The organism is Bacillus sp. 22475 (assembly GCF_052044835.1).
Taxonomy (GTDB): domain Bacteria; phylum Bacillota; class Bacilli; order Bacillales; family Bacillaceae_G; genus Bacillus_A; species Bacillus_A cereus.
The window spans coordinates 1-25077 of record NZ_JBQENW010000024.1; the positions used below are offsets into that span (position 1 = coordinate 1).

Below are 25077 nucleotides of genomic sequence, written 5' to 3' on the forward strand. Positions count from 1 at the left end.
ATATATGCTTGAGCATGGATAATTTCTTTCTGAAGTTCTTTTAATTCTTCCGTAGATCCTGATTCAATCTTCATATAAGTAGTAACTAGACTAATCATCATATCCATCTTTTCTACTATATTTTGAATGACCTGTTCAGATTGCTCTTTTTTAGGGTGCTGTATTGCTATTAATGCATTTTCTATATAATTGTTCTTTCTTTGCTGGATATCATAAATAAACTGTTTTGTGTTTGAGTTCATTTGCTATTCCTCCATTTTGGATATACTTCTATTCTATCATATTCGAATGGGGAATATTGGATTATCCTAAATATACACCTGTCTCGCACATCTCCTCAAATATACAAACTAATCCCTTAACATAAAGGAAGCTAAACAAAATATGTCAATTTTGTGCCTAAATATAAAATTTATTTTTTGATACGGTGCCCCCATGCCCATCAACTTAAGAATTTAAAATTACCCCAAAAGAAAAATGAGTTTTTTGTTACAAGTTAACCAAAAATTTCGTTCTGAAGGCACTAAAAAATTTTAGCTTGATAGTGATGGGGCCTCTATATAAAAAAACACAGTTCATACTCAAACTGTGTTTTTTCGACGTATAATGAATTACATAAATCATTAGTCACTGTCTAATAATTTATCAACATCTCTTTTTATTCTTTAAAATCTGCAACAGAACCAGGACCCTCCTCAAAGTATAAATTCCAAGGGAGGAACTGTTCTTTATTTACTTATATACGTACAGCTGTACCACTGATAGCAACCATTAACATTCCATCACGAACAACTTCGTAATCTACATCAATACCAACGATAGCGTTCGCGCCTTTTTGTTTTGCAAGTTCTTTCATTTCGTCCATCGCAATATCACGGGCTTCTTTTAGCTTACTTTCATAAGCACCAGCACGGCCACCGACAACATCACGAACTGAAGCGAATAAATCGCGTACAATGTTTGCACCCATAATAGCTTCCCCATTTACAATATCAATATACTCAATAATCTCTTTACCTTGAATTCCAGAAGTCGTTGTTACAATCATGACTGACACTCTCCTAATATATTATAATTTTTGATTAGCTTTCTTATGGCTTTATTATGCCGTAGAAAAAGTGGTTCTGTTGCAAAAAATACTCGATAAAAACATAGAGTATTTTTGTATCAAAACCTGCAATTACATATGTCTTCCTATGACATATGCAATTGAATAAAAGTAATAGAATTATTTAACATATGTATCGCCATAACATATGCAAGGGATCTGTTAGAAATAAGATAAGCCGCAGTAAGTATCACCGCGCCAGGTAAATAAAGAGCATAATCCGAAAGCTGGTTCGTATGAAGGAATGTAAAAATTAGAATCGAAATGATAGATGCAATAGCAGTACCAATATAATGTGAAAAACGATTTAATATTATATGACGAAATATAATTTCTTCAAGTATTGGACCGAGAATACCAAATACAAGTAATGTAAATATAAGAGGTATCTCCGCGCCCGTTTCAAGGAGCTGTTCTTGATTCTCTGGCTGACCAAGTGCCAGAAAACGCATAACAGTCTGTTCTACAATTACCGTAAATAAAACCACCAGAGGAACACTTACTATTTTCAAAATTGTCTTCTCTTTAAAATAAGCAAAACTCTCAATAATTTCTTTCTTAAATAAAATTATTCCTATAATAGCAGGTACAGTAAAAGCAATGGCACTAATAATAAATTCTGAGTCAGCTAAATTGCTGTTAGTTAAAAGTGATATGCCAAATAATATGAACCAGCCAAATTGAAGTAGTGTAAAGATTGTAAAAACTAGTAGCATATTAATTTCTTTTTTATTGGTTTGTATAAAGCTCACTTTGTTACCTCCATAATTAAATTACTTAGAATCTTTGATTTTTCTTTCTGCATTATGTTCTCCTTCTAAAATATATTTATATAAATTCCGAACCGGACCGTTCGGTTCGGAAACTAATGATACTATAAGTTTCTAGTTTTTTAAACCCCTTTTATAAATTATTAATAAAATAAAAATGGTAAACAACAAATATATTTATATCTCAGTTGCTTAATTACAAGTAAATTTCAGTACTCATTAATTTTTGACAATTAGCTTTTTATAGAATGAAGTGATAAGGCTTTTAACTGCAAGGACTGCGGGAGATATCCTAATATACGAAGTGAAAGTGGGAGTAGTTCAAACACTTTAGCTAAACATATTAATAAAAATTATATATAATAATCATATGTCTATACGTTAAAATTAACTATATATTTTTACACCTCTACGATTTTAGGTAAAATTAGTTGTATAATATGACTGAATTAAACAATCGGTCATGTTATTTTGACAGAAAATTCACTTAAGTTATATGGATAATATAATTTGATTAACTTCTTTTCAAACTGTATTGTTTGAGGTTTCCATAAGATAGGGATTGATAAGATATTTCTGTTCCGAACTTATTTATACTTACAAAAAAATTAAGAAAATAGAGGGTAAACATTACCTAGAATATTAGGATCGTTTTCATTAGGAGGATTACAAAGCATGACTAAAGTTGATAAGGTAAAAGAAAAAATTATTGAAACATCTTTATATTTATTTAATACTAATGGGATAACTCGCACATCCATTCAGGATATAATGACAGCTACTGAGTTACCTAAAGGATCTATTTATCGTAGATTTAAAAGTAAAGAAGAAATTGTCCTTGCTGCCTACGACAAAAGTGGTGAGATTATGTGGAGTCATTTTCATAAAGCAATGGAAAATAAAAAGACTGCAATTGATAAAATCCTTGCAATATTCCTTGTATATCAAGATGCAGCTAATAATCCTCCTATTGCTGGAGGCTGTCCATTACTTAATAGCGCAATCGAAAGTACTGGAGTATTTCCAGAATTACAAAAAGCAGCAGCAAAAGGTTATGATGATACAGTAATGTTAATGGCTTCTCTCATAAAGGAAGGAATAGAGAAACAAGAACTTAAAGAAGATATAGACATTATATCACTCGCTTCTTTTCTTGCCTCTTCAATGGAGGGAGCTATTATGGCAAGTCGAGTATCTAACGATAATATACACCATCATTACTTTATTGAACAAATAAAACATCATCTTTTCACTTATTCTAAATAAGTGGGAACTTGCTTGTTTTCATCCAATTTTTATAAAGTTAAATTGAATAAATACCCCTTATAAATAGTATCTTCTGTTTATAAGGGGTATTTGAATAGTTTTTAGCAAAGGTAGTCTTTAGATGATGTTTCATGTTTCTTATTGAACGATTTCATTATATATAATAAGCGTAATAGAAGTTCAGTTAAATAAAATTCGGTAGTCGAATTTTTTTGCATAAAGCTGTATAATGCTTGTAACGAAAGGGAAATACAGGAAGGGATTTGTAATGAGTTACTATGGAAAAAGATAAACAACAATTAAGCGTTGAAGTTGCAAGATTATATTATCAATCAGATTATAGTCAACAAGAAATTGCTAACAAATTAAATATTTCAAGACCGACGATTTCTAGATTGTTAAAGTATGCGAAAGAAAAAGGGTTTGTTCAAATTAGCATCGCTGATCCATTTGCTGATTTAGATAACGTCGGGAATTTACTGAAAGAAAAGTACAACTTGTTAGAGGCACATGTTGTATTTTCTCCAGTGCCGGAATATGCAACGATTACAGAGTATATAAGTAAATATGCTGCTGAGTATATGGAAAAGACGGTTAAAAACGGTGATATTGTTGGTGTAAGCTGGGGCATGACGATGTATGAAATCGCTAGAAAAATCGTACCGCAACATGTAAAAGGGGTAGAGGTTGTCCAGCTAAAAGGTGGTATTAGTCATTCAAGTGTAAATACATATGCGAATGAGACGATAGCTTTATTTGCAGATGCTTTTCAAACGACGCCAAGAAATCTACCTCTTCCAGTTATATTTGATAATGCAGTGACAAAAGAATTAGTGGAGCAGGATCGACATATTCATCACATTATCGAAATGGGAAAACAAGCGAATATTGCAATTTTTACTGTAGGAACAGTGCGAGACGAAGCGCTATTATTCCGATTAGGTTATTTCGATAAGGATGAAACAAATTTACTCAAAAAACAATCGGTCGGTGACATTTGTTCACGTTTCTTTGATGGAGACGGAAATATTAGTAGCGAAGAAATCAATAAGCGTACCATTGGAATTGAGTTAGAGGAACTGAAATTAAAGAAACGCTCTATTTTAGTTGCAGGTGGTAATAGAAAAATAAAAGCAATTGATGGTGCGTTACGTGGCGGGTATGCAAATGTATTAATTATCGATCAGCATACAGCAAAAGAACTGTTACATTATGAAAAAGGTTAGAAATAAAAGGCGTTCTCAAGATGTTAATTTTGAGAACGCCTTTTATTTTGTTATGTATGAATGATAGGAGTCTTTTTTGAACACAAATTGCCTTTTTAAAAATAATTATGGATATGGAGATACATACTACCATTGTTAACATAGAAAATTTGATTATATATGAAGTGTTCTTTGTTAGAATGCGCTTTATTTACTACAAGAAAATTTCTTTTAAAAAAGAATGAACAAAATTTCAAAAGTTTATTTACATTTGTTCAACCAAGAGTTAGAATGAAGTTGTTAAAAGATATGAGGAGTGAAGATAATGAACATTGCAAAGTTAATTGACCATACAATTTTAAAAGCTAATACTACTAAAGAAGATGTTATGAAAGTAATCGAAGAAGCAAAGGAATATAAATTCGCTTCTGTTTGTATTAACCCAACATGGGTAAAATTAGCGGCTGATGAACTAGCTGGACATGATGTAGACGTTTGTACTGTAATCGGTTTCCCATTAGGAGCAAGCACTACTGAAACAAAAGCATTTGAAACAAAAGATGCTATCGCAAAAGGTGCAACTGAAGTTGATATGGTAATCAATGTAGGCGCTTTAAAAGATGGCGATAACGAACTTGTTGAAAAAGACATTTATGAAGTAGTACAAGCAGCAAAAGGAAAAGCTCTTGTAAAAGTAATCATTGAAACTTGTCTATTAACAGATGAAGAGAAAGTACGCGCTTGTGAATTATCAGTAAAAGCTGGTGCTGACTTCGTAAAAACTTCAACTGGATTCTCAACTGGCGGAGCAACTGCTGAAGATATCGCATTAATGCGTAAAACAGTAGGACCAAACGTTGGTGTAAAAGCATCTGGCGGCGTTCGTACACGTGAAGATGCAGACAAAATGGTAGCTGCTGGAGCTTCTCGCGTTGGAGCAAGTGCTAGTGTTGCAATCGTATTAAATGATGCAAAAGGTGCTACAGATAACTATTAATCAATAATGAAGTAAGAAGCAATAGATACACAAAGTGAAGTGTATCTATTGCTTTAACAATTGAAAAAAATGTAAGCGGATACGCATGGGAGGAAACGGCTTATGAAATACTTAATCGGTGTTTTTGGCCTCGTATTGATTTTAGGTATTGCTTGGCTTGCTAGTAATAATAGAAAGAAAGTCAAATATCGTCCAATCATAACGATGGTTATATTACAATTCATTTTGGGGTTTCTATTATTAAATACAAGTGTAGGGAATATATTAATTAGCGGAATAGCAGATGGTTTTGGAGAATTACTAAAGTATGCCGCTGATGGTGTGAATTTCGTATTTGGTGGATTAGTAAATCAAAAAGAGTTTTCATTCTTTTTAAGTGTATTAATGCCAATCGTATTTATATCCGCTTTAATAGGTATTTTGCAACATATTAAAGTATTACCTATTATTGTGAAATCTATCGGTTTAGCATTAAGTAAAGTAAATGGAATGGGGAAACTAGAATCATATAACGCAGTAGCTTCTGCGATTTTAGGACAATCTGAAGTATTTATTTCAGTTAAGAAACAACTAGGGTTATTGCCAGAGAAAAGAATGTATACATTATGTGCATCAGCAATGTCTACAGTTTCTATGTCTATCGTTGGATCATATATGGTGCTATTAAAACCACAATATGTTGTAACCGCTTTAGTGCTTAACTTATTCGGGGGCTTCATCATTGCTTCTATCATTAACCCGTATGAAGTTACTGAGGAAGAAGATATGTTAGAAGTACAAGAAGAAGAGAAGAAGACCTTCTTTGAAGTATTAGGGGAATACATTATCGATGGATTTAAAGTTGCGATTACAGTAGCAGCTATGTTAGTTGGTTTCGTTGCTCTTATCGCATTCATTAATGCAGTATTTAAAGGTGTAATCGGTATTTCATTCCAAGAAATTCTTGGTTATGTATTTGCACCATTTGCATTTATTATGGGTGTTCCATGGCATGAAGCAGTTAATGCCGGAAATATTATGGCAACAAAACTTGTATCGAATGAATTTGTCGCTATGACAGATTTAGCACAAGGAAACTTCAATTTCTCAGATAGAACGACAGCGATTATATCTGTATTCTTAGTTTCATTTGCAAACTTCTCTTCAATTGGAATTATTGCTGGGGCAGTTAAGAGCTTAAATGAAAAACAAGGGAATGTAGTCGCAAGATTTGGTTTGAAATTACTTTTCGGTGCAACATTAGTCAGTTTCTTATCAGCAACAATCGTTGGCTTATTATTTTAATAGATTTATATAACATAAAAAGGAATGGTGATTATAATGAGAATGGTAGATATTATTGCGAAAAAACGTGACGGAAAAGAATTAACGACGGAAGAAATCAAATTCTTTATTAATGGATATACAGACGGAAGTATTCCTGATTATCAAGTGAGTGCACTTGCGATGGCAATTTTCTTTAAAGATATGACAGATCGTGAACGCGCAGATTTAACGATGGCGATGGTTGAGTCTGGAGAAACGATCGACTTATCAGCAATTGAAGGAATTAAAGTAGACAAACATTCAACTGGCGGTGTTGGTGATACAACAACATTAGTATTAGGACCATTAGTAGCTGCTTTAGACGTACCAGTAGCAAAAATGTCTGGTCGTGGTTTAGGACATACTGGCGGAACAATTGATAAATTAGAAGCGGTAGAAGGATTCCACGTTGAAATTACGAAAGAGCAGTTCATCGATATTGTAAACCGTGACAAAGTAGCTGTTATTGGACAAACAGGAAACTTAACACCTGCAGATAAAAAGATCTATGCATTACGTGACGTAACAGGAACAGTAAACTCAATTCCTTTAATCGCAAGTTCAATTATGAGTAAAAAAATTGCAGCAGGTGCTGACGCAATCGTACTTGATGTAAAAACAGGTGCAGGTGCATTCATGAAGACAGAAGAAGATGCAAAAGAATTAGCGCATGCAATGGTACGTATCGGAAATAATGTAGGACGTCAAACTATGGCTGTTATTTCAGATATGTCACAACCTCTTGGCTTTGCGATTGGTAATGCTCTAGAAGTGAAAGAAGCAATTGATACGTTAAAAGGTGAAGGTCCAGAAGATTTAACAGAATTAGTACTTGTATTAGGAAGCCAAATGGTCGTACTTGCGAAAAAAGCAAATACGTTAGAAGAAGCTCGTGAAATGTTAATTGAAGTGATGAAAAATGGTAAAGCAACTGAGAAGTTTAAAGAGTTCTTAAGCAATCAAGGCGGAGATAGCTCAATTGTAGACAATCCAGAAAAAATGCCACAAGCGAAGTATGTAATTGATGTACCTGCAAAAACTTCAGGTGTTATTTCTAACATTGTTGCAGATGAGATTGGTATTGCAGCTATGTTACTTGGTGCAGGTCGTGCAACGAAGGAAGATGAAATCGATTTAGCAGTAGGATTAATGTTACGTAAAAAAGTTGGCGATGCAGTAAAAGAAGGCGAGCCGTTCGTAACAATCTACGCGAATCGTGAAAATGTAGAAGATGTAAAAGCTAAAATTTATGAGAATATTTCTATCGCTGAAACAGCAGTGGCTCCTAAATTAGTTCATACAGTTATTACTGACTAATCATCATTACATTGACTTTGAGGAGGAAATCATATGGATAAGAAAAAATATATTGAAGAAGCAAACAAGATGTTATCGAAAGCGTATATTCCGTATTCTAAATTTCCTGTTGGCGCAGCGTTAGTTACGAAAGAAGGTAAAATCTATACTGGTTGTAATATAGAAAATGCTTCTTACGGTTTATGTAACTGTGCAGAAAGAACAGCAATATTTAAAGCGGTATCAGAAGGGGAGCGCGATTTTAGTTACTTAGTTATTACAGGAGAAACTGATGGACCGATTTCACCATGTGGTGCGTGTAGACAAGTAATTGCTGAATTCTGTGATCCGAAAATGTCTGTATTACTAACGAATGTAAAAGGTGATGAAAAAGAAGTGACTGTTGAGCAATTACTTCCAGGTGCTTTCACAATTGACGATTTAAAATAAGTTAAAAAGCCATTTTGCAATTATTAATTGCAGAATGGCTTTTTTGTTCATATTCCGTTCATAAACTTTGCGTAAAATGATCACAGCCAATATGGAAAGTTTACAGCAGGAGGAATATAATGAAGAAATTCTATAATGTGGCATGTAGTTACTTATTGTTACTTATTGGTTTATGATTTTGCTAAAAAAGTCATTTAAATAGATAGGAGTGGAAAGTATGATAGCACTTTTATCAAGTGTCATAGCGGTTTGTATGGCTGTTGGGGTAATGTTTCTACGTTTTAAAGCAGCGAAAAAGCCGGTAACGAAAAAGAAAATTATATTACCACCAATTTTTATGAGTACAGGCGCGATGATGTACTTTTTACCAGAGTTTCGATTAACATCGTTAGAAATAGTCGAGGCAATTAGTATAGGGCTTATTTTCTCTATTTTTCTTATTAAAACAACTAAGTTTGAAATAAGAAGTGAAGATATATATATGAAACCGTCAAAAGCATTTATATTTATTTTAGTTGGGTTGTTAGCTGTACGAATAGCATTAAAGTCATATTTAAGCCAATCAATTGATTTGGCAGAGTTAAGCGGCATGTTTTTCTTACTCGCATTCGCGATGATTATATCGTGGAGAATTGCGATGTATCGCTCGTTTACTAAATTAGAAAAGACAATAAACAGAGCTGGAATTTCTATGTAGGAAATCCAGCTCTGTTTATGTTTTATTGAAATTCTTTAGCGCGGAACTCATTTACTTAATTTTAAACGTATTTGAGCATCTTGTAATGCAACTGGTGTAACGTTAAGACCATTCGGATCAACAATTTTTGTATTTAATAAAACGGAATCTAGGCTTCCACGAAATGTTTGTGTATAGTTTTGACGCAACGTCTGTTGTTCTTGTTTTTCATCAACTGTTAATCCAGTTGCTTTTTCTTTTTTTGACAATTCGTTAATACGGAATAAAATATTTTGCATTTTGTTCACCTCTGATTTGATTTAATTACATTAGTTACTTACTAATGTATAGTTATTGTAACGTGTAATTTTAATTATGTCAACACCATCAAAAAAAGGTTAAAAATTGACGAAAAATTGTAACAATAATAAAATGAATTGATTAGATAATTAGTTTTTTAATCATACATAAAACGCTAGGGGGATTAGTATGAAATCAACATTTTTTGCTCAAAATAGAGAACGATTAGCAAACACATTACCAGAGGGATCTATTACGGTTTTATTTGCGGGACAAGCACCGCATATGTCAGCTGATGCACATTATAAATTTGTACCGAATCGTAATTTTTACTACTTAACGGGAATCGATGAACCAAATGTTATTTTTATGCTGAAAAAGTTTGGGAATAGCGTAGAAGAGACACTTTTTATTGAAAAATCAGATCCAGTAATGGAAAAATGGGTTGGGAAAACAGTTTCTAGCGAAGAAGCAGAGGGAGTTTCAGGTATAAAGAAAGTTGTATATTTAGATAGCTTTGAAAAAGCAGTATCAAATATACTCTTTACAGAAAATGCGAAGCATCTATATTTAGATATAGAACGTCGCGAGTGGAATGGTACGGAGACAAAAACATTAGCATTTGCTAAACATGTAAGAGAACAATACCCACACGTAACAATTGGTAATGTATATCCGAACATTTGTGAATTACGAGTTTTTAAAACAGAGGAAGAAATTGAAATTATTAAAGAAGCGATTGCTATAACGAAAGACGGTATTTACAACGTACTTAAGCATGCAAAAGCAGACATGATGGAGTATGAATTAGAAGCTCAATTTGATTTTATACTGAAATCATCTGGCATTAAGCACCATGCGTTCAATACAATTTTGGCAAGTGGTAAAAATGCTACAGTTCTTCATTATGAAGATAATGATGCACAAATTCAAAATGGTGATTTAGTATTGCTAGATTTAGGTGCTCAAAAAGACTACTATAACGCTGATATTAGTTATACATTCCCGGCAAATGGAACATTCTCTAGTCGTCAAAAACAAATTTATAATATTGTATTAAAAGCATTAAAAGAAACAACAGAGATTATTAAGCCGGGATTAAAGTTCGCTGCATTAAATGAGCATACAAAAAAGGTACTGGCAGAAGAGTGTAAAGCAATTGGTTTAATTCAAAAAGATGAAGAGTTATCAAAATACTATTATCATGGTGTCAGCCATTTCCTTGGTTTAGATACACATGATGTAGGGAAATACCAAGATAGAGTATTAGAAGAAGGTATGGTTATTACGATAGAACCAGGTCTTTATATTGAGGAAGAGTCGATCGGTATTCGAATAGAAGATGATATTCTTGTAACGAAAGACGGGTATGAAAACTTGTCAAAAGATATCATTAGAGAAGTTGAAGAAATTGAAGAATTTATGAGTGTAAATAATGAACATGTAAAAGGAAACCAAGCTGTAGTTAAATAATAAAAAAGTCATCACTAATTTATTTGAACTTTATCTCGAATCGTGGACAATTAAAAAATCCATGATTCGGGATAGGGTTCTTTTCTTCGAATTACTAATCTTTAATTATTAATCCTAATAAAGTAGCAAACTGAACAGCTTGATATGTTGATACTTTACATCCTCTTAAATCGTTCACTGAAACTGTAAGTGTATCAAAGGTAGAAGAACTAATATCTATCCCCTTCAGTGATGTCTGATCAAAATTAGCTTCATCAAGACTACATAATTGGAATTCAACTTTTTTAAGTTTACAGTCAAAAAAATCTGCATTATTTAATGAAGTTTCATTGAAGATGATTTTTTCTAGTTTAGAATTTCCAAATGCTGCTAAATTCAAAATTGAATTCTCAAATTTAACATTTCCTAAGCTAGATTCTGTGAAATTTACTCCGATTAATTTACTGTTTTTAAATTCGACTCTGTGAACAGAAGAATTGCTTAAATTAACATTTGATAAATCACAGTTTTCAAAACAAACATCTGTAATATCAATATTGCTAAAGTCTGTATTAGTAAACTTACAGTTTTTTATCACCGCATCATATAATCGCACTCTATCTACAGATTCATTTTCGAAAGTGGAGTCTATAATTTCACACACTTCCAATGTTGGATCTTCTTCATAAAAAATATCTTGAAAATTCTTTGAAGATAACTCTGGTGAAATTTTTGGTCTATCAATTTTCATCGTATATCAATCCTCTTCTATTTGATATATTTGTGTAATTTGAGTCTATTGTCTTCTTGTAAGGAACATTAGTTCTTATTATACAAAAATGTAAGTTCTTTTGTGAAGAGCATTTTAGCTACATTTTTCTTATTTAATAATAGTAGTGTTATTGTTTCTTAAGAAATAACGTCAAAACAAATACGAGAACGGCTAATATAGTCGCTACAAGGAAAATATTTTGTATTCCTAAAATATTCGCCTCTTGTAAAGTCTCCGTTTTTAGTGATTTTCCAATTAAGTTACGTAAGATCTAATTACATCTCCTTATTTTCTTGAAAATCAACTTCTATAATGATTTTGAAAAAGAAAAAGGAGGGATTTTCCATGAAGCGATTTGTATTAGCAGCCGTTACAGTCTCTGTAATATTTTTAATTGCTGCCTGTTCTGTGACGACAAATACAACAAATGATCATAAAAATATGAATGATAAAAAAACACTACAGACTGAAACAGCTACAACACCATTGAAGGTTGAAAAAGGACCAGAAGTTACTTTAATTGCGAAAGAAGAAAAGCAAAAATTAAGTAACGGTGTTATTGTTCCAGTCTGGACATTTAATGGCTCATCTCCTGGTCCAGAAATTCGGGTGAAAAAAGGTGAAAAGGTGAAAGTGACATTAAAGAATGAATTATCTGCACCAGTATCTATTCATTGGCATGGATATCCTGTCCCAAATAACATGGATGGAATTCCAGGCGTGACGCAAGATGCGGTTGAACCAGGAAAAAGTTTCACTTACGAATTTGAAGCGAACGTACCAGGAACGTACTGGTATCACTCGCATCAAGATTCTGTAAATCAATTAGATAGAGGTTTGTATGGAGCGCTCATTGTAGAAGATACAAAGGAAAAATATGATAAAGATTACACATTAATGTTGGATGAATGGGTTACAGATAAAGAAGAAATTAATAAGCAGTTAAAAGAAATGACAAAAGGGCAAATAGGTAATAAATCTAAAGGTAATGAAAATGGGGAAAAGAATGATGATAAGAACGGCATGGATCATTCTGATATGAACATGGGCAGTGATAAAAAAGACTCTAGTAATATGGAAGGAATGGACCATGGAAATATGAAGATAGAAGGTCATGATATGAGTATGTATGATTTATTCACAATCAATGGAAAAAGCGGTGATTTAGTAGCGCCATTAAAAGTGAATAAGGGAGATAACGTTCGTCTTAGACTCGTCAATGCTGGTTATCTATCACATGATATACATGTTCATGGCCATGATATAAAAGTAATTGCGACAGATGGTCAACCAATAAACGATCCAAAAGTTATAAAGGATAAAGTAATTTCAATCGCACCGGGTGAACGTTATGATATTGAATTTACTGCTAATAATCCTGGGAAATGGTATGTTGAAGACCATTCAAAAAATAAAGGTGTAAAAGGAATGAAAGCTGTTATTGAGTATGATGGCAGCAAAGAGATGAAAGATAAAGCAGACGAAAAAGAAAAATTACCGAAAGTAGATATAATGAAATATGGTACTAAAAAATTAGGAAGTTTCACGTTAAATCAAGAGTATACTGCCATATATAATATGGACTTAAATACGCAAATGAATGGAAATGAAATGGTATATACAATTAACGGAAAGGTATTTCCGGATATTGACCCAATTCAAGTAAAAAAGGGTGATTTAGTAAAAGTGAAGTTGGTAAATCGTTCTAAAATGGATGATCACCCAATGCATTTACACGGGCACTTCTTCCAGGTGTTGAGTAAAGATGGAAAACCGATAAAAGGTTCTCCAATTGTAAAAGATACATTGAACTTAAAACCGGGTGAAGAATATGAAGTAGCCTTTGTAGCAGACAATCCGGGTGAGTGGATGTTCCACTGTCACGACCTACATCATGCTTCAGCAGGGATGGTAACGGAAGTGAACTATACAGATTATAAATCTGACTATGTTCCAAACCAAAACATTCCTAATAAGCCAGAATAATAGGAAGCAGTTATCCTATGGATAGCTGCTTATTCATTTTTGTTGCAAGTACTAATGTATATGTTGATTATGCCCAGGTGAAGGAGTATGATCTGGGAATGTCGCGAATACGGCAACGATAATTACTACACTAATTGAAAGTAATAACAAAAAACGCTGTTGGATAAAAGTAGAAAAGTTCTCCGATAACAATTGAATCACACAGGACATAGTAATCGTTATAGTAAGTAAAAGGCTAATGAACAATATACTATGAGCTTGTTGAGCGTTTAACATTTCTGTAATCATTGCTCCCATCATACTTGCCATTAATCCAGAGAACATTCCTTCTAAAGCAGTATATAGGTGAAAACGTAGACCGATTAAGAAACCGATAAAACCACTAATTAAAATAGCAAGCAAAGTAGAATATAGTAATGCCCCCTTAAAGAGAATGCCTAAGTAAAAACCAATACTTAAACCGATACTCATACTAAAAGACATAATAAATACCATATACTCCATTAGGGTACCTTTACGTTTAGAAATATAGGATGTAATAAGAATCGAGGTACAGCAAAGTGTTAAGGTAGTTAACGTATAAGCAAACATTATGATACCTCCTTGTCCTATCGTTCATTTCATCATATGTTTATATGGAGGGTACTTATGCTTATTAAGATCTGCATATTATCTGCACAATTTCATAGATGTAAGCAAAGGAACGCTTGATTTTTTAGGGCGTCTTTTTTAATTATAAGCATGTGAAAGAAATTGTTATATTATGAGTTTCTATTGTGAAGCCATAAAGAATAAGCGTATAATATTATAGGTCTCCCACTTGCGAGACAAACCGCGAATGATAAATAAGATTGTTGTTTTATCATCGCTTCTAAACATATAGACAATGAAAGTAACACTGGAATACAGATAGGGAGTTATAAAATGAAATTAATTATTGCCGAGAAACCAGATCAAGGGTTGGCTCTTGTTTCACAGTTTAAATATCGCCGGAAAGATGGATATTTAGAGGTAGAAGCGAATGAGTTATTTCCAAATGGAGCGTACTGTACATGGGCAATTGGTCATTTGACGCAGTTATGTAATCCAGAGCATTATCACGCAGAGTGGAAAAAATGGTCACTTAATACATTACCGATGATTCCAGAACGTTTTCAATTTGAAGTAACAAAGTCAAAGTATAAGCAATTTAACGTTGTGAAACAGCTGTTACATAATCCACAGGTAACAGAAATTATTCACGCGGGCGATGCTGGGCGCGAAGGGGAATTGATTGTACGAAACATTATTAATCTTTGTAACGTGAAAAAGCCGATGAAGCGTCTATGGATTTCGTCTTTAACGAAGCAAGCTATTTATCAAGGATTTAAAAACTTGCTTGATGAATCAGATACAATCAATACGTACTATGAGGCGTATACAAGGTCATGTGCGGATTGGGTTGTTGGTATGAATGCATCACGTGTCTTTAGTATTTTGCTAAAGAAAAAAGGAATGAATGATGTATTTTCTGCTGGTCGTGTCCAGACACCAACGTTAGCATTGATTGTAAAGCGAGAGAAAGAAATTGAAAACTTTAAGTCAGAGCCGTTTTGGGAAGTGTTCGCAACCTTTAATATAGAAGGAAAGAAATATGACGGAAAATGGGAAAAGGATAATGAATCCCGCTTAAAAGACCCTGATATGGCGAATAAAATTGCGGCATTTTGCCAAGGGAAACCGGCTGTTGTGAAGGAAATGAAAACGGAGCGTAAAGAGTTTCAGCCGCCGCTTTTATTTAACTTATCATCACTGCAAGCAACGGCAAATAAAGCCTTTAAGTTTTCACCGAAAAAGACGCTTGATATAACGCAAGCACTCTATCAAAAAGGGATTGTTTCTTATCCACGTTCAGATTCTAACTATGTTACACAAGGAGAAGCAGCGACGTTCCCTGATATTTTACAGAAGTTAAGTCAGTTTGATGAATATAAAGGTTTATTACCGGCTCCGGTTGAATCCATTATGAATAACAAGCGTTATGTAAATGAAAAGAAAGTAACAGATCACTACGCAATTATTCCGACAGAGCAAGTTACAAACCCAAGCAGACTATCAGGTGATGAAAAGAAAATATACGATATGATCGTAAGAAGGCTTATTGCAGCTCATTATGAAGTTGCAATCTTTGACTATACAACGATTGTAACGCTTGTAGATGAACGTGCTGAATTCATTTCAAAAGGAAAACAGCAAATTCAAGAAGGTTGGCGTAAAGTTATTTTCCAAGACGATAAAGATGACGAAACCATTCTTCCAATTGTAGCTGAAGGCGAAGAAGGAAAAGTTGTAAAGGTGAAAGTGAAAGAAGGAAAAACACAGCCACCGAAGCGCTATACAGAAGGACAACTTATTACGTTAATGAAAACAGCTGGTAAGTATTTAGAGAATGAAGAGCTGGAGAAAGTATTAAAGAAAACAGAAGGTTTAGGTACGGAAGCGACTCGCGCAGGTATTATTACGATGCTGAAAGACCGTAAGTATATAGATGTAAAGAAAAACCAAGTGTATGCGACTGATAAAGGAAAAGTATTAATTACCGCAATTGGTGATAAAATACTAGCTTCACCGGAAATGACTGCGAAATGGGAACAACGTCTTGCGGAAATTGGTGAAGGTACAGCTTCACCAGCTACATTTATGGAACAGACGAAAAAGCTATCAGCTAAAATTATTGAAGACGCAGTGGAAATGTCTGAGAAGTGGGATTTCACGGGACTACATGTTGAATCGATTGAACGGAAAGGATCGAAATTTACAACGGGTAAAAAGGTTGGTAGCTGTAAAAAATGTGATGGTGATGTAATTGATAAGTCAACGTTTTACGGTTGTTCTAACTATAATACAACGCAATGTGATTTCACCATTTCAAAGAAGATATTAAGTAAAACAATTTCGCAAAAGAATATGACAAAGCTCTTAAAAGGTGAAAAGACTGATTTAATTAAAGGCTTTAAAAAGGGCGAGAAAACGTTTGATGCGAAATTAGAGTGGAAAGATAATAAGATTAATTTTGTATTTGAGAATTAATTTGTTAAAAGAGCATGACATAAAACTGTCATGCTCTTTTGTTTTTCTTTCATATAAAATTTAACGATAAAAAAAATCCTTTAAATAATAATTTTTTATTGTAAAACGATAAATCTTGTATTAAAATCAAAATCATAATAAATGAGTGAGGTGCTTTTGTTAAAAGGTAACAACCTTATTTTTAAAATTAGAGGAGGTATAACTATGAACATTAACAATTTGATTGTTAAAAATATGGATAACCCCCATGAGTTGGAGAAGATGTATAGAAAAGATCCGAAAGCTTTTAAAAAAGCATTCTCACAAGCATGGGACCAAAACCCTGATTCTCAGATTCTAGGTGCTTGGTATGAAAGGTTGCATTTCAAGGAGAAAGTAAATAAAGAAAAAACATCTTTGTTTCAAAAAGGTTTCTTATTCATGGGCCTTTTAGCTATTCTGGCCGGCATAAGCACCAGGATCATTTTCCACTTTGTTGAGCAGGAAGCAATTGCTCCAATTAACTTGGCTTTTGGTGTAATTCCCTTTATTGCTGCTTATTTTGTTTACAATAATACTCCCCAAAAAAGTATTATTTATTCCCTTGCAGCGTTGTTCCTAATTTCCGGGATGTATCTTAATACGTTGCCAGTAAATTATAAAGACAGTACCATCCTTGCTTATTTACATCTTCCTATATTTTTATGGGTCTTAGTAGGGCTTGCGTTTACAGGAAATGAATATTTAAAAGGCAGTACAAGATTAGCCTATATTAAATTTAATTTAGAATATTGTCTTCTCTACGGGAGCATGGCAGTGAGCGGAATGATACTAGCAGTATTCACCATGCGTTTATTTAGCTTTGTTGACTTAGATATAGGAGAATTCTATTTTAGTAATGTTGTTTTATTTGGAGCAGCGGCTCTCGCTATTGTGGCTGCATACTTAGTATCAATGAATCTTAAGTTTGCTAAAAATATTACACCATACATATCTAAAATTTTTAGTCCTCTCGTTCTGATCACCTTGCTTATCTATCTTATAACGGTAATTTGGGTCGGGAAAAATCCATTCTTGGATCGCAATTTCCTAATGACCTTCAACGGAATACTGCTTGGTGTATTGGCTGTTACTATATTTTCTATCGTTGAGAGTGACTCGCACGAGAAAAAGAACATTTCAGATTATATAAATTTTTCCTTAATTGTTCTGGCACTTATTATTGACACTGTCGCATTGTCAGCCATCGTATTTAGACTTTCATCTTACGGAATTACACCTAATAGACTTGCTGTTTTAGGAGTAAACATACTGATTTGGGCAAATCTCATTTGGATTATGTTTTCCTATATGCGTTTCTTGCAAAATAAATCAGGACCAAAAGCTATCCAAGATGCCGTTACGAAGTATTTGCCAATATACGGAATTTGGGCAGCTTTCGTTATATTTACGTTTCCTATCATTTTTAATTAGAAAGGATCTGTTAATGCCGGAGTAGTGAGGGCTAATAATCATTGGGGGATGAACAAAACCCCCAATGATTAAAGTTTCACTTTATTATAATTGGTATTATTACGTTTGTAGTTTCGGTAATTTCATTTGTATTGATAAATAAGAAATAAGTGTTGTATGTAATCTTTCCATAATAAAAACCGTCCCAAAATGGGACGGTTTTTATTATGCGTATTGCCGTTTTTTCTTAATAAGCAACAAAACTTGTGAAACACAAGCTAGTACCGGTAACTCAATCAACGGTCCAATAACGAGTGCAAGTGCGATAAGAGGCTCGTCTGGAAAAGCTGTTACAGCGATAGCGAGTGCAACAGGTGAGTTTCTTGCTAACGTTGTTAAGCTTAGACTTACTGTATCTTTGTAAGATAAATGCATGATGCGCCCGATAAATTGTCCTAGTAAGAAATTAATGATGAAGAACAATAGAACAGGAACGAGTAATAATAAAACGACATTCATATTTTGCAGTAAATATTTACCTTGTGATGCAAACATCGCTACTATTGCTAAACTTAAAAATACAATTTGAGCAGAGCTGAAAAACGGAATGAGTTTATTCTCGAGAGTTTCAGCTTTTTTCATTTTATTCATAATGAACTTTGTAGCGTGTGCAAGTATAAATGGTAAGACGATTACGATAACAATACTTTCTATTAAAACAGAAACCGCTACAGTTTTCATGACACCAGCAAATAAAAATAAATAAATTGGAAGGAGTAGTACTTGCAAAATTAAATTTACAGGTAAAATTGCAGTAGAAAGTGCTACATTTCCTTTCGCTATTTCAGTAAAGATTAAGTACCAATCTGTGCATGGAGTAACCATTAACATTATAAATCCAATCCAAAGTGCTGGATGATCGGAAAGAAATAGTGCTCCTAATCCCCAAGCGAGTAAAGGGGTCCATAAGAAGTTAATAGTAAGACTTGTTCCAGCAAATTTTAAATTGCGAAATCCGTTTTTTATTTCTTTTAATGGGATGCTGAGGAATAATCCATATAGCATGAAAAATAAGAAGGGAACAATAAACTTGTCTGAATACGTATGTATCATATTAAATTGTCCGAGTACAATGCCGCATGTAACAGCAAAAAGAATAATAAAAGTTTGAATCTTTTCTATAGTGCTCATGAATAAATCCTTTCTATATATGAATTTTCCTCTCTAAGTTTATTATACAAGTAATAAAGATGTATTTGGTGTTCAATTGTATTTTAGTTAATATTTTTAAATTGAGATTTCGTTTTTTATTAAAAGTTACTTGACTAAAGTAAGTGGCTATATTATAATTACTTACATAAGGTAATTAAATAATAAAAAGTTTTGATAGCTAAACTTAAGGTATCTATTGGAACTTTTTCTTAGAATAAGAATTTTTATGATGATGAATAATGAATATGAAAAGAAAGATTAGGTGAAGAAAATGGGACTATTTAGCTCATTATTTGGTAAAAAAGAAGAAAATACGAATGTAGAGGGGAATAAAAAAATGTCAAAAGTATTATTTGTAAAAGCAAACGATCGTCCAGCGGAGCAAGCAGTTAGTTCAAAAATGTATGAAACATTTGTAAGTACTTATAAAGAAGCAAATCCAAATACAGAAATTACGGAATTAGATTTATTTGCATTAGATCTTCCTTATTACGGAAATATCGCGATTTCAGGTGGATATAAACGTAGCCAAGGCATGGAGTTAACAGCTGAAGAAGAGAAGGCAGTTGCTACAGTAGATCAATATTTAAATCAGTTTTTAGAAGCTGATAAGGTTGTATTTGCATTCCCATTATGGAACTTTACAGTACCAGCACCATTAATCACATATATTTCATACTTATCTCAAGCTGGAAAAACGTTTAAATATACAGCAAATGGCCCAGAAGGTTTAGTTGGTGGTAAAAAAGTAGTTGTGTTAGGTGCTCGTGGTTCAGATTACTCTTCAGAGCAAATGGCTCCTATGGAAATGGCAGTTAATTACGTAACAACTGTACTTGGATTCTGGGGAATTACAAATCCAGAGACAGTTGTAATTGAAGGGCACAATCAATATCCAGATCGTTCACAACAAATTGTTGAAGAAGGTCTAGAAAACGTTAAAAAAGTAGCAGCGAAATTTTAATTCATGATAGTAAATGGAAAAACCAACATGGATGACCATGTTGGTTTTTTAGTCTATTTTTCATGTTAAAAAATGTATATTTATAAAATAAAAGAAAAGTTCGAAAATAGTATTGCAAAATATTATATAGCAAACTATAATGAGTTCAAGAATAGTTGATACTTAAATTAAATATTCAGAAAATTCAATTAGTTAAAATTGGAAAATGAGATAAGGAAATTTGAATGGGGGTTATATTATGGCGAATAAAGTACCGTTTTCGTTCATAGTAGTTATTGGATTAATGTTATTTGCACTATTTTTTGGAGCAGGAAATTTAATTTTCCCAGCGATGCTTGGTCAATCAGCAGGAGAGAATGTATGGATTGCTAACGCTGGATTTTTAGTAACTGGTGTTGGACTACCATTACTAGGTGTACTAGCATTTGGTTTTTCAGGTAAAGATGATTTACAGTCATTAGCAAGTCGCGCTCACCCAGTGTTCGGGATTGTGTTTACAACAGTTTTATACTTAGCGATCGGTCCGTTATTTGCAATACCGAGAACAGGAAATGTATCTTATGAAATTGGTCTTAAGCCGTTTATGCCAGAGGGAGTAGGTTCTACACCTTTAATTCTTTTCACAATTATATTCTTTAGCATCACTTGTTTTTTTTCGCTAAATCCCGCGAAAATTGTCGATATTGTTGGAAAAATTTTAACGCCAATTAAGTTGACTTTCATCGGTATTTTAGTAATCGTTGCTTTTATACATCCGATTGGAGATATGCAAGCACCAGTGGAAGCTTATACATCACATGCATTCTTTAAAGGATTCCAAGAAGGATACTTAACGATGGATACGCTCGCATCATTCGTATTCGGGATTATCATCATCAATGCTATTAAAGAAAAAGGTGCGAAAACGAAAACACAAATTATGGTCGTTTGTGCAAAAGCGACAATAATTGCAGCATCTATTTTAGCAATTATCTATACAGCTCTTTCTTATATGGGTGCTTCAAGTGTTGCAAAGCTTGGACATTTAGAGAACGGCGGAGAAGTATTAGCGAAAGTTTCTAACTACTATTTCGGATCATATGGCGGAGTATTATTAGGATTAATGATTACAGTAGCTTGTTTAACAACTAGTGTGGGACTTGTATCAGCATGTTCTTCATTCTTCCATAAGTTATTCCCAAATGTTCCTTACAAAGCAATTGCAATCACACTATGTGTATTTAGTGCAATTGTTGCAAACGTAGGATTAACACAGTTAATCGCAGTTTCTGTTCCAGTATTAACAGCAATTTATCCACTAGCAATCGTATTGATTTTCTTAACATTCTTCCATTCATTATTCAAAGGAAGAGCTGAAGTTTATCAAGTGAGCTTAATCGTAACATTTATCATCAGCTTATTCGATGGATTAAGTGCAGCTGGAGTTAACATTGAAGTAGTAAGCCAAGTGTTCACTAAATTCCTTCCGATGCAGGAAGTAGGATTAGGCTGGATCTTCCCAGCGATTATCGGTGGATTTATCGGATATGGCATTAGCGTTGTAAAAGCAAAAAATCAAGTTCAACCAGCTAGTGCGAATAAGAAAATAGGTTAAATAAAAAAGTTATAGAACTTGTTTCTATAACTTTTTTTGTTACTATTGATAAGGATAGAAAAAATAAAGTAGTAGGGGAAATAAAATGAAAAAAACAATTGATCATATCGGCATCGCAGTTCGAGATATAGATAGTACGATACGTTTTTATGAAAATGTGTTACTAGGAACTTTAATAGATCGTTACGTAAGTGAAGCTCCTGGTGTGGAAAGCGAAGTAGCCATTCTTGAAGTGGATGGAGATAGAATTGAATTACTTGCACCGACGAATAATACGACATCTCCAATTGCCCGTTTTATTAAACAAAAAGGTAAAGGTGTTCATCACGTTGCGTATCGTGTCGATGATTTAGATGTGGCTCTAGAAGAGTTAAAAGAACAAGGTATTCGGACATTAGAGCATACACTTCGGATTAATAAGCACGGTAGAAGGTTAATTTATCTTAACCCAGCGGATACTGAAGGAACGATTATCGAGTATTGTGATTATCCGGAAGAGAAATAGAAGAGGGATATTTTTTTAAAGGTGTTACGTAATAACGTAATACCTTTTTATTTATGTATTTCACATTTTCTTCACAAATGATTCACGATAACTTTTCTTCTTTAATAACTTACATAAATATATTTTATGATATAATAACAATCGGCTTTAAAAATGTAAGTTGTATCTATCATAATAGTTACTATTATATTGGAAGTATAGAGGTGGAAGAGAAATAAAGAGTTATACTTTATAGAAAATTATATTTAATCAGGTTAATATTTCTACGGAGAATCAAACTTTGGAAGTTAAAGTAATGAAAATAGAGCAATGAGGAAGAGAGAAGTGAAATGAGTGTGAAAGTAATGAGAAGATTAGGGATATGGCTATTACTTGTGTGTGTGCTTATCATATTGATACCGCAAAGTGCATTTGCTCATGCGTACGTTGTGAAATCAAACCCTACTGAAAATGAAACATTGAAGAAAGCACCATCTGTTGTAAAAATCGAATTCGATGAGGACATACAAGTTTCAAATTTTAATACATTGTACGTGAGAGATACATCAGGTAAAAGAGTCGATTTAAAAGATGCTCATATTGATAAAAAAAATAAAAAGCTATTAGAAGCTGGATTAAAAGACAATCTCAAAAATGGTCTTTACTCCATTCAGTGGAAAGTGATTTCAGCTGATGGACATCCAATTCAAGGAGTTATCCCGTTCCGGATTGGATTAGCGGAAGCGGAAACAGACGATATACAAGTGGAAGAGATGGGTTACGTCCCACAAATCGATATGATTATGGAACGTGGAATTTTATATACAAGTTTCTCACTATTTATAGGAGTGCTATTCTTTAATCTTATCATGTATAAAGGCAATGCAACCTCGGTTCGATTAAGGAGTAAGAACATAATATGGATCTCTTTATTTGGGATATTTATTAGCTTGTTATTCAATCTACCACTGCAAGCGAAAATAAATGCTGATGTTTCGTGGCTAGAAGCATTCAACCTTTTACTATTAAAAGAAACATTACAGCTTTCTGTTTTTGGTTATATATGGATCACTCAAATGGTTCTCATTAGTACGCTTATAATTGTTACGTATTTTGCGGTGAAGCATGAGAAGTTTTCGTCGTTTAAAGTATGGAGTATTCCAATACTATTGTTTATAGGGTTACTTGTTATGAAATCATTTAATAGTCACGCATACGGTTTAAAGTTTAAAGACATTGCTGTCGTTATGGATTTTCTACATTTATTCGCAGCTTCATTATGGGTTGGTGGTTTATCATCTATTATTCTTCTTTTACGTAAAGAGGATAACAAGTGGCATATGTATTGGGATATGATTAAGCGTTTTTCACCGTGGGCAACAGGTGCTGTTATCGTGATTTTAATAACAGGCCTTTTTAACAGTACATTTTTTATTCCAACAATCCACTCGTTATTTGATACGAAGTATGGATTGGCTTTATTAACAAAGATACTTTTATTCATTTTCATGGGGATATTGGGAATTATTCATTATGTGAAAGGGAGAATGCGAGCGCAGCAAGGATTAGGAGCTACAGTGAAAGTAGAGTTTGTCATTGGAATTATCATTTTCGTAATCGTAGCTTTTATGACAAACGTACAAACACCACCGATGCCTCCTACTGGACCATTTACAGAGAGTAAGCAATTAGATAATGGATACGAACTTACGCTAAATGTAAATCCGAATAAGGTAGGACAAAATAAATTCCATATTACACTAAAGGATGCAAAGGGACAGCCTGTTACTGATATGGAACAAATGATATTGACGACTCAATCATTAGATATGAACATGGGAAAAGGTTCATTTAAAGTTTCAGTAGTTTCACCAGGAGAATATGAAGCAGAAGGTATGTATATTAACATGACAGGAAACTGGAATATACATGTTCATGGATTAACAAAATCTCTTGATAGTTTCGATACAGATTTTAAATTTATTGTCGGTGGCAGATAAAAAGAAGCTATGTATGAAAAGGAGCTAATAGAAAATGAAACGTATAAAAAAATTAGGAACAACAATGATCGCAACAATTATTGCAATGGGAATGTTTTCGTTACCTGTTAGTGCGCACGTCACTGTAAAACCAGCAACTTCTGACGTTGGTTCTTGGGAGACTTATACGATAAAAGTACCAGTTGAAAAAAATGTAGCAACGACAAAAGTTACACTGAAAATACCGTCTGGAGTGGAGTTCCAACAGTATGAACCAGTGCCAGGATGGAAAGTTGAGGAGCAAAAAGATAATGCCGGAAAAGTTAAAACTGTAGTATGGGAAGCGACAGGAGAAGGAATTTTAACAGGTCAGTTCCAGCGATTTACTTTCGTCGCTAAAAATCCGGATAAAGAGCAAAAAATAGCTTGGGACGCATATCAACAATATAAAGATGGAGAAATTGTTGAATGGACAGGCGATGAAAAAGCTGAAAAACCGCATTCACTTACTACAATTGCAAAAGGTACGTCATTAACAGGAGAACATGGTGAAGTATCTAGTGTAGAAAAAAATGAAGGTACTAGTAATGTGCAAGTAATAGCGATTGTCTTATCTATTTTAGCGATAGTATCGTCGGTGGGTGCGTGTATTTTTGTATTACGTCGTAAAAGATAAGGAATATTGAAAGGTCTCATTGAGAGTAATGGGACCTTTTTTATTTGTTTTAGGAATCAGTAAAAATGAGGATAACAACATTGTT

The 25077-nt window shown here is 33.4% G+C and carries 23 protein-coding genes; 16 read left to right on the plus strand and 7 right to left on the minus strand.

All coding sequences use genetic code 11. The features are described 5' to 3' along the window. From ACTJJY_RS25045 to ACTJJY_RS25055, 3 genes are all read right to left on the minus strand, one after another. Positions 1 to 242 (minus strand): hypothetical protein (locus ACTJJY_RS25045; protein WP_440606851.1); only part of this gene is annotated, 242 nt, incomplete at its 3' end. A gap of 494 nt (positions 243 to 736) precedes the next feature. After that, positions 737 to 1048 carry a YbjQ family protein gene (locus tag ACTJJY_RS25050; RefSeq protein WP_440606852.1) on the minus strand — a complete coding sequence of 104 codons (312 nt, stop codon included), beginning with the start codon at positions 1046 to 1048 and terminating at the stop codon, positions 737 to 739. 146 nt (positions 1049 to 1194) lie between these two features. After that, positions 1195 to 1860 carry a lysostaphin resistance A-like protein gene (locus ACTJJY_RS25055; RefSeq protein ID WP_440606853.1) on the minus strand — a complete coding sequence of 222 codons (666 nt, stop codon included), beginning with the start codon at positions 1858 to 1860 and terminating at the stop codon, positions 1195 to 1197. Between the two features lie 693 nt (positions 1861 to 2553). Here ACTJJY_RS25055 and ACTJJY_RS25060 point away from each other — a divergent pair. The 7 genes from ACTJJY_RS25060 to ACTJJY_RS25090 all read left to right on the plus strand — a co-directional run bounded on the left by ACTJJY_RS25060 (position 2554) and on the right by ACTJJY_RS25090 (position 9094). After that, positions 2554 to 3144 carry a TetR/AcrR family transcriptional regulator gene (locus ACTJJY_RS25060; RefSeq protein ID WP_152121338.1) on the plus strand — a complete coding sequence of 197 codons (591 nt, stop codon included), beginning with the start codon at positions 2554 to 2556 and terminating at the stop codon, positions 3142 to 3144. Positions 3145 to 3422: 278 nt separating this feature from the next. Then, the gene (locus ACTJJY_RS25065) at positions 3423 to 4370 is read left to right on the plus strand and encodes a sugar-binding transcriptional regulator (protein WP_416474574.1); all 948 of its coding nucleotides are present in this window, start codon (positions 3423 to 3425) and stop codon (positions 4368 to 4370) included. A 304-nt stretch (positions 4371 to 4674) separates the two neighbouring features. Then, positions 4675 to 5346, plus strand: a complete 672-nt coding sequence (deoC, locus tag ACTJJY_RS25070; RefSeq protein ID WP_001017441.1) for a deoxyribose-phosphate aldolase — start codon at positions 4675 to 4677, stop codon at positions 5344 to 5346. A gap of 102 nt (positions 5347 to 5448) precedes the next feature. Continuing rightward, positions 5449 to 6630: a NupC/NupG family nucleoside CNT transporter gene (locus ACTJJY_RS25075; RefSeq protein ID WP_098874038.1), complete on the plus strand. Its 1182-nt coding sequence runs from the start codon at positions 5449 to 5451 to the stop codon at positions 6628 to 6630. 36 nt (positions 6631 to 6666) lie between these two features. Next, the gene (locus ACTJJY_RS25080; protein WP_001983022.1) at positions 6667 to 7968 is read left to right on the plus strand and encodes a pyrimidine-nucleoside phosphorylase; all 1302 of its coding nucleotides are present in this window, start codon (positions 6667 to 6669) and stop codon (positions 7966 to 7968) included. Positions 7969 to 8001: 33 nt separating this feature from the next. Then, positions 8002 to 8397 carry a cytidine deaminase gene (locus ACTJJY_RS25085; RefSeq protein ID WP_071730962.1) on the plus strand — a complete coding sequence of 132 codons (396 nt, stop codon included), beginning with the start codon at positions 8002 to 8004 and terminating at the stop codon, positions 8395 to 8397. 217 nt (positions 8398 to 8614) lie between these two features. Continuing rightward, positions 8615 to 9094: a CcdC family protein gene (locus tag ACTJJY_RS25090; protein WP_440606854.1), complete on the plus strand. Its 480-nt coding sequence runs from the start codon at positions 8615 to 8617 to the stop codon at positions 9092 to 9094. A 47-nt stretch (positions 9095 to 9141) separates the two neighbouring features. Here the strand turns inward: ACTJJY_RS25090 and ACTJJY_RS25095 are convergent, their stop codons facing one another. Further along, positions 9142 to 9372: a DUF896 domain-containing protein gene (locus ACTJJY_RS25095; protein WP_440606855.1), complete on the minus strand. Its 231-nt coding sequence runs from the start codon at positions 9370 to 9372 to the stop codon at positions 9142 to 9144. A gap of 190 nt (positions 9373 to 9562) precedes the next feature. Here ACTJJY_RS25095 and ACTJJY_RS25100 point away from each other — a divergent pair, with 190 nt between their 5' ends. Further along, positions 9563 to 10846: an aminopeptidase P family protein gene (locus tag ACTJJY_RS25100; protein ID WP_440606856.1), complete on the plus strand. Its 1284-nt coding sequence runs from the start codon at positions 9563 to 9565 to the stop codon at positions 10844 to 10846. Positions 10847 to 10940: 94 nt separating this feature from the next. On the opposite strand, the gene ACTJJY_RS25105 is transcribed toward ACTJJY_RS25100, so the two are convergent. Beyond that, on the minus strand, positions 10941 to 11576 hold the full coding sequence (locus ACTJJY_RS25105; RefSeq protein ID WP_000687270.1) for a pentapeptide repeat-containing protein: 636 nt from the start codon (positions 11574 to 11576) through the stop codon (positions 10941 to 10943). A 366-nt stretch (positions 11577 to 11942) separates the two neighbouring features. Here ACTJJY_RS25105 and ACTJJY_RS25110 point away from each other — a divergent pair, with 366 nt between their 5' ends. After that, positions 11943 to 13583, plus strand: coding sequence for a multicopper oxidase family protein (locus tag ACTJJY_RS25110; protein ID WP_440606857.1), 1641 nt, complete (start codon positions 11943 to 11945; stop codon positions 13581 to 13583). Between the two features lie 51 nt (positions 13584 to 13634). Here the strand turns inward: ACTJJY_RS25110 and ACTJJY_RS25115 are convergent, their stop codons facing one another. Then, positions 13635 to 14174, minus strand: coding sequence for a hypothetical protein (locus tag ACTJJY_RS25115; RefSeq protein ID WP_440606858.1), 540 nt, complete (start codon positions 14172 to 14174; stop codon positions 13635 to 13637). Positions 14175 to 14507: 333 nt separating this feature from the next. On the opposite strand from ACTJJY_RS25115, the gene topB reads away from it, so the two are divergent. Next, entirely contained in the window at positions 14508 to 16652 is a 2145-nt protein-coding gene (topB, locus tag ACTJJY_RS25120) for a DNA topoisomerase III (protein ID WP_440606859.1), read from the plus strand. A 204-nt stretch (positions 16653 to 16856) separates the two neighbouring features. Beyond that, positions 16857 to 18104 carry a DUF4153 domain-containing protein gene (locus ACTJJY_RS25125; RefSeq protein WP_440606860.1) on the plus strand — a complete coding sequence of 416 codons (1248 nt, stop codon included), beginning with the start codon at positions 16857 to 16859 and terminating at the stop codon, positions 18102 to 18104. Positions 18105 to 18308: 204 nt separating this feature from the next. Here ACTJJY_RS25125 and ACTJJY_RS25130 read toward each other — a convergent pair whose 3' ends face one another. Next, the gene (locus ACTJJY_RS25130) at positions 18309 to 19274 is read right to left on the minus strand and encodes an arsenic resistance protein (RefSeq protein WP_440606861.1); all 966 of its coding nucleotides are present in this window, start codon (positions 19272 to 19274) and stop codon (positions 18309 to 18311) included. Positions 19275 to 19566: 292 nt separating this feature from the next. On the opposite strand from ACTJJY_RS25130, the gene ACTJJY_RS25135 reads away from it, so the two are divergent. The 5 genes from ACTJJY_RS25135 to ACTJJY_RS25155 all read left to right on the plus strand — a co-directional run bounded on the left by ACTJJY_RS25135 (position 19567) and on the right by ACTJJY_RS25155 (position 24992). Further along, a complete protein-coding gene (locus ACTJJY_RS25135) occupies positions 19567 to 20259 on the plus strand; it encodes an FMN-dependent NADH-azoreductase (RefSeq protein WP_000522528.1) in 693 nt (230 codons plus the stop codon). Positions 20260 to 20497: 238 nt separating this feature from the next. Further along, a complete protein-coding gene (brnQ, locus tag ACTJJY_RS25140; RefSeq protein ID WP_001284784.1) occupies positions 20498 to 21853 on the plus strand; it encodes a branched-chain amino acid transport system II carrier protein in 1356 nt (451 codons plus the stop codon). A gap of 85 nt (positions 21854 to 21938) precedes the next feature. Beyond that, entirely contained in the window at positions 21939 to 22358 is a 420-nt protein-coding gene (locus ACTJJY_RS25145; protein ID WP_000750850.1) for a VOC family protein, read from the plus strand. A gap of 329 nt (positions 22359 to 22687) precedes the next feature. Beyond that, entirely contained in the window at positions 22688 to 24337 is a 1650-nt protein-coding gene (locus ACTJJY_RS25150; protein WP_440606862.1) for a copper resistance CopC/CopD family protein, read from the plus strand. Between the two features lie 34 nt (positions 24338 to 24371). Next, on the plus strand, positions 24372 to 24992 hold the full coding sequence (locus tag ACTJJY_RS25155) for a YcnI family copper-binding membrane protein (protein WP_440606863.1): 621 nt from the start codon (positions 24372 to 24374) through the stop codon (positions 24990 to 24992). Positions 24993 to 25077: the final 85 nt, after the last annotated feature.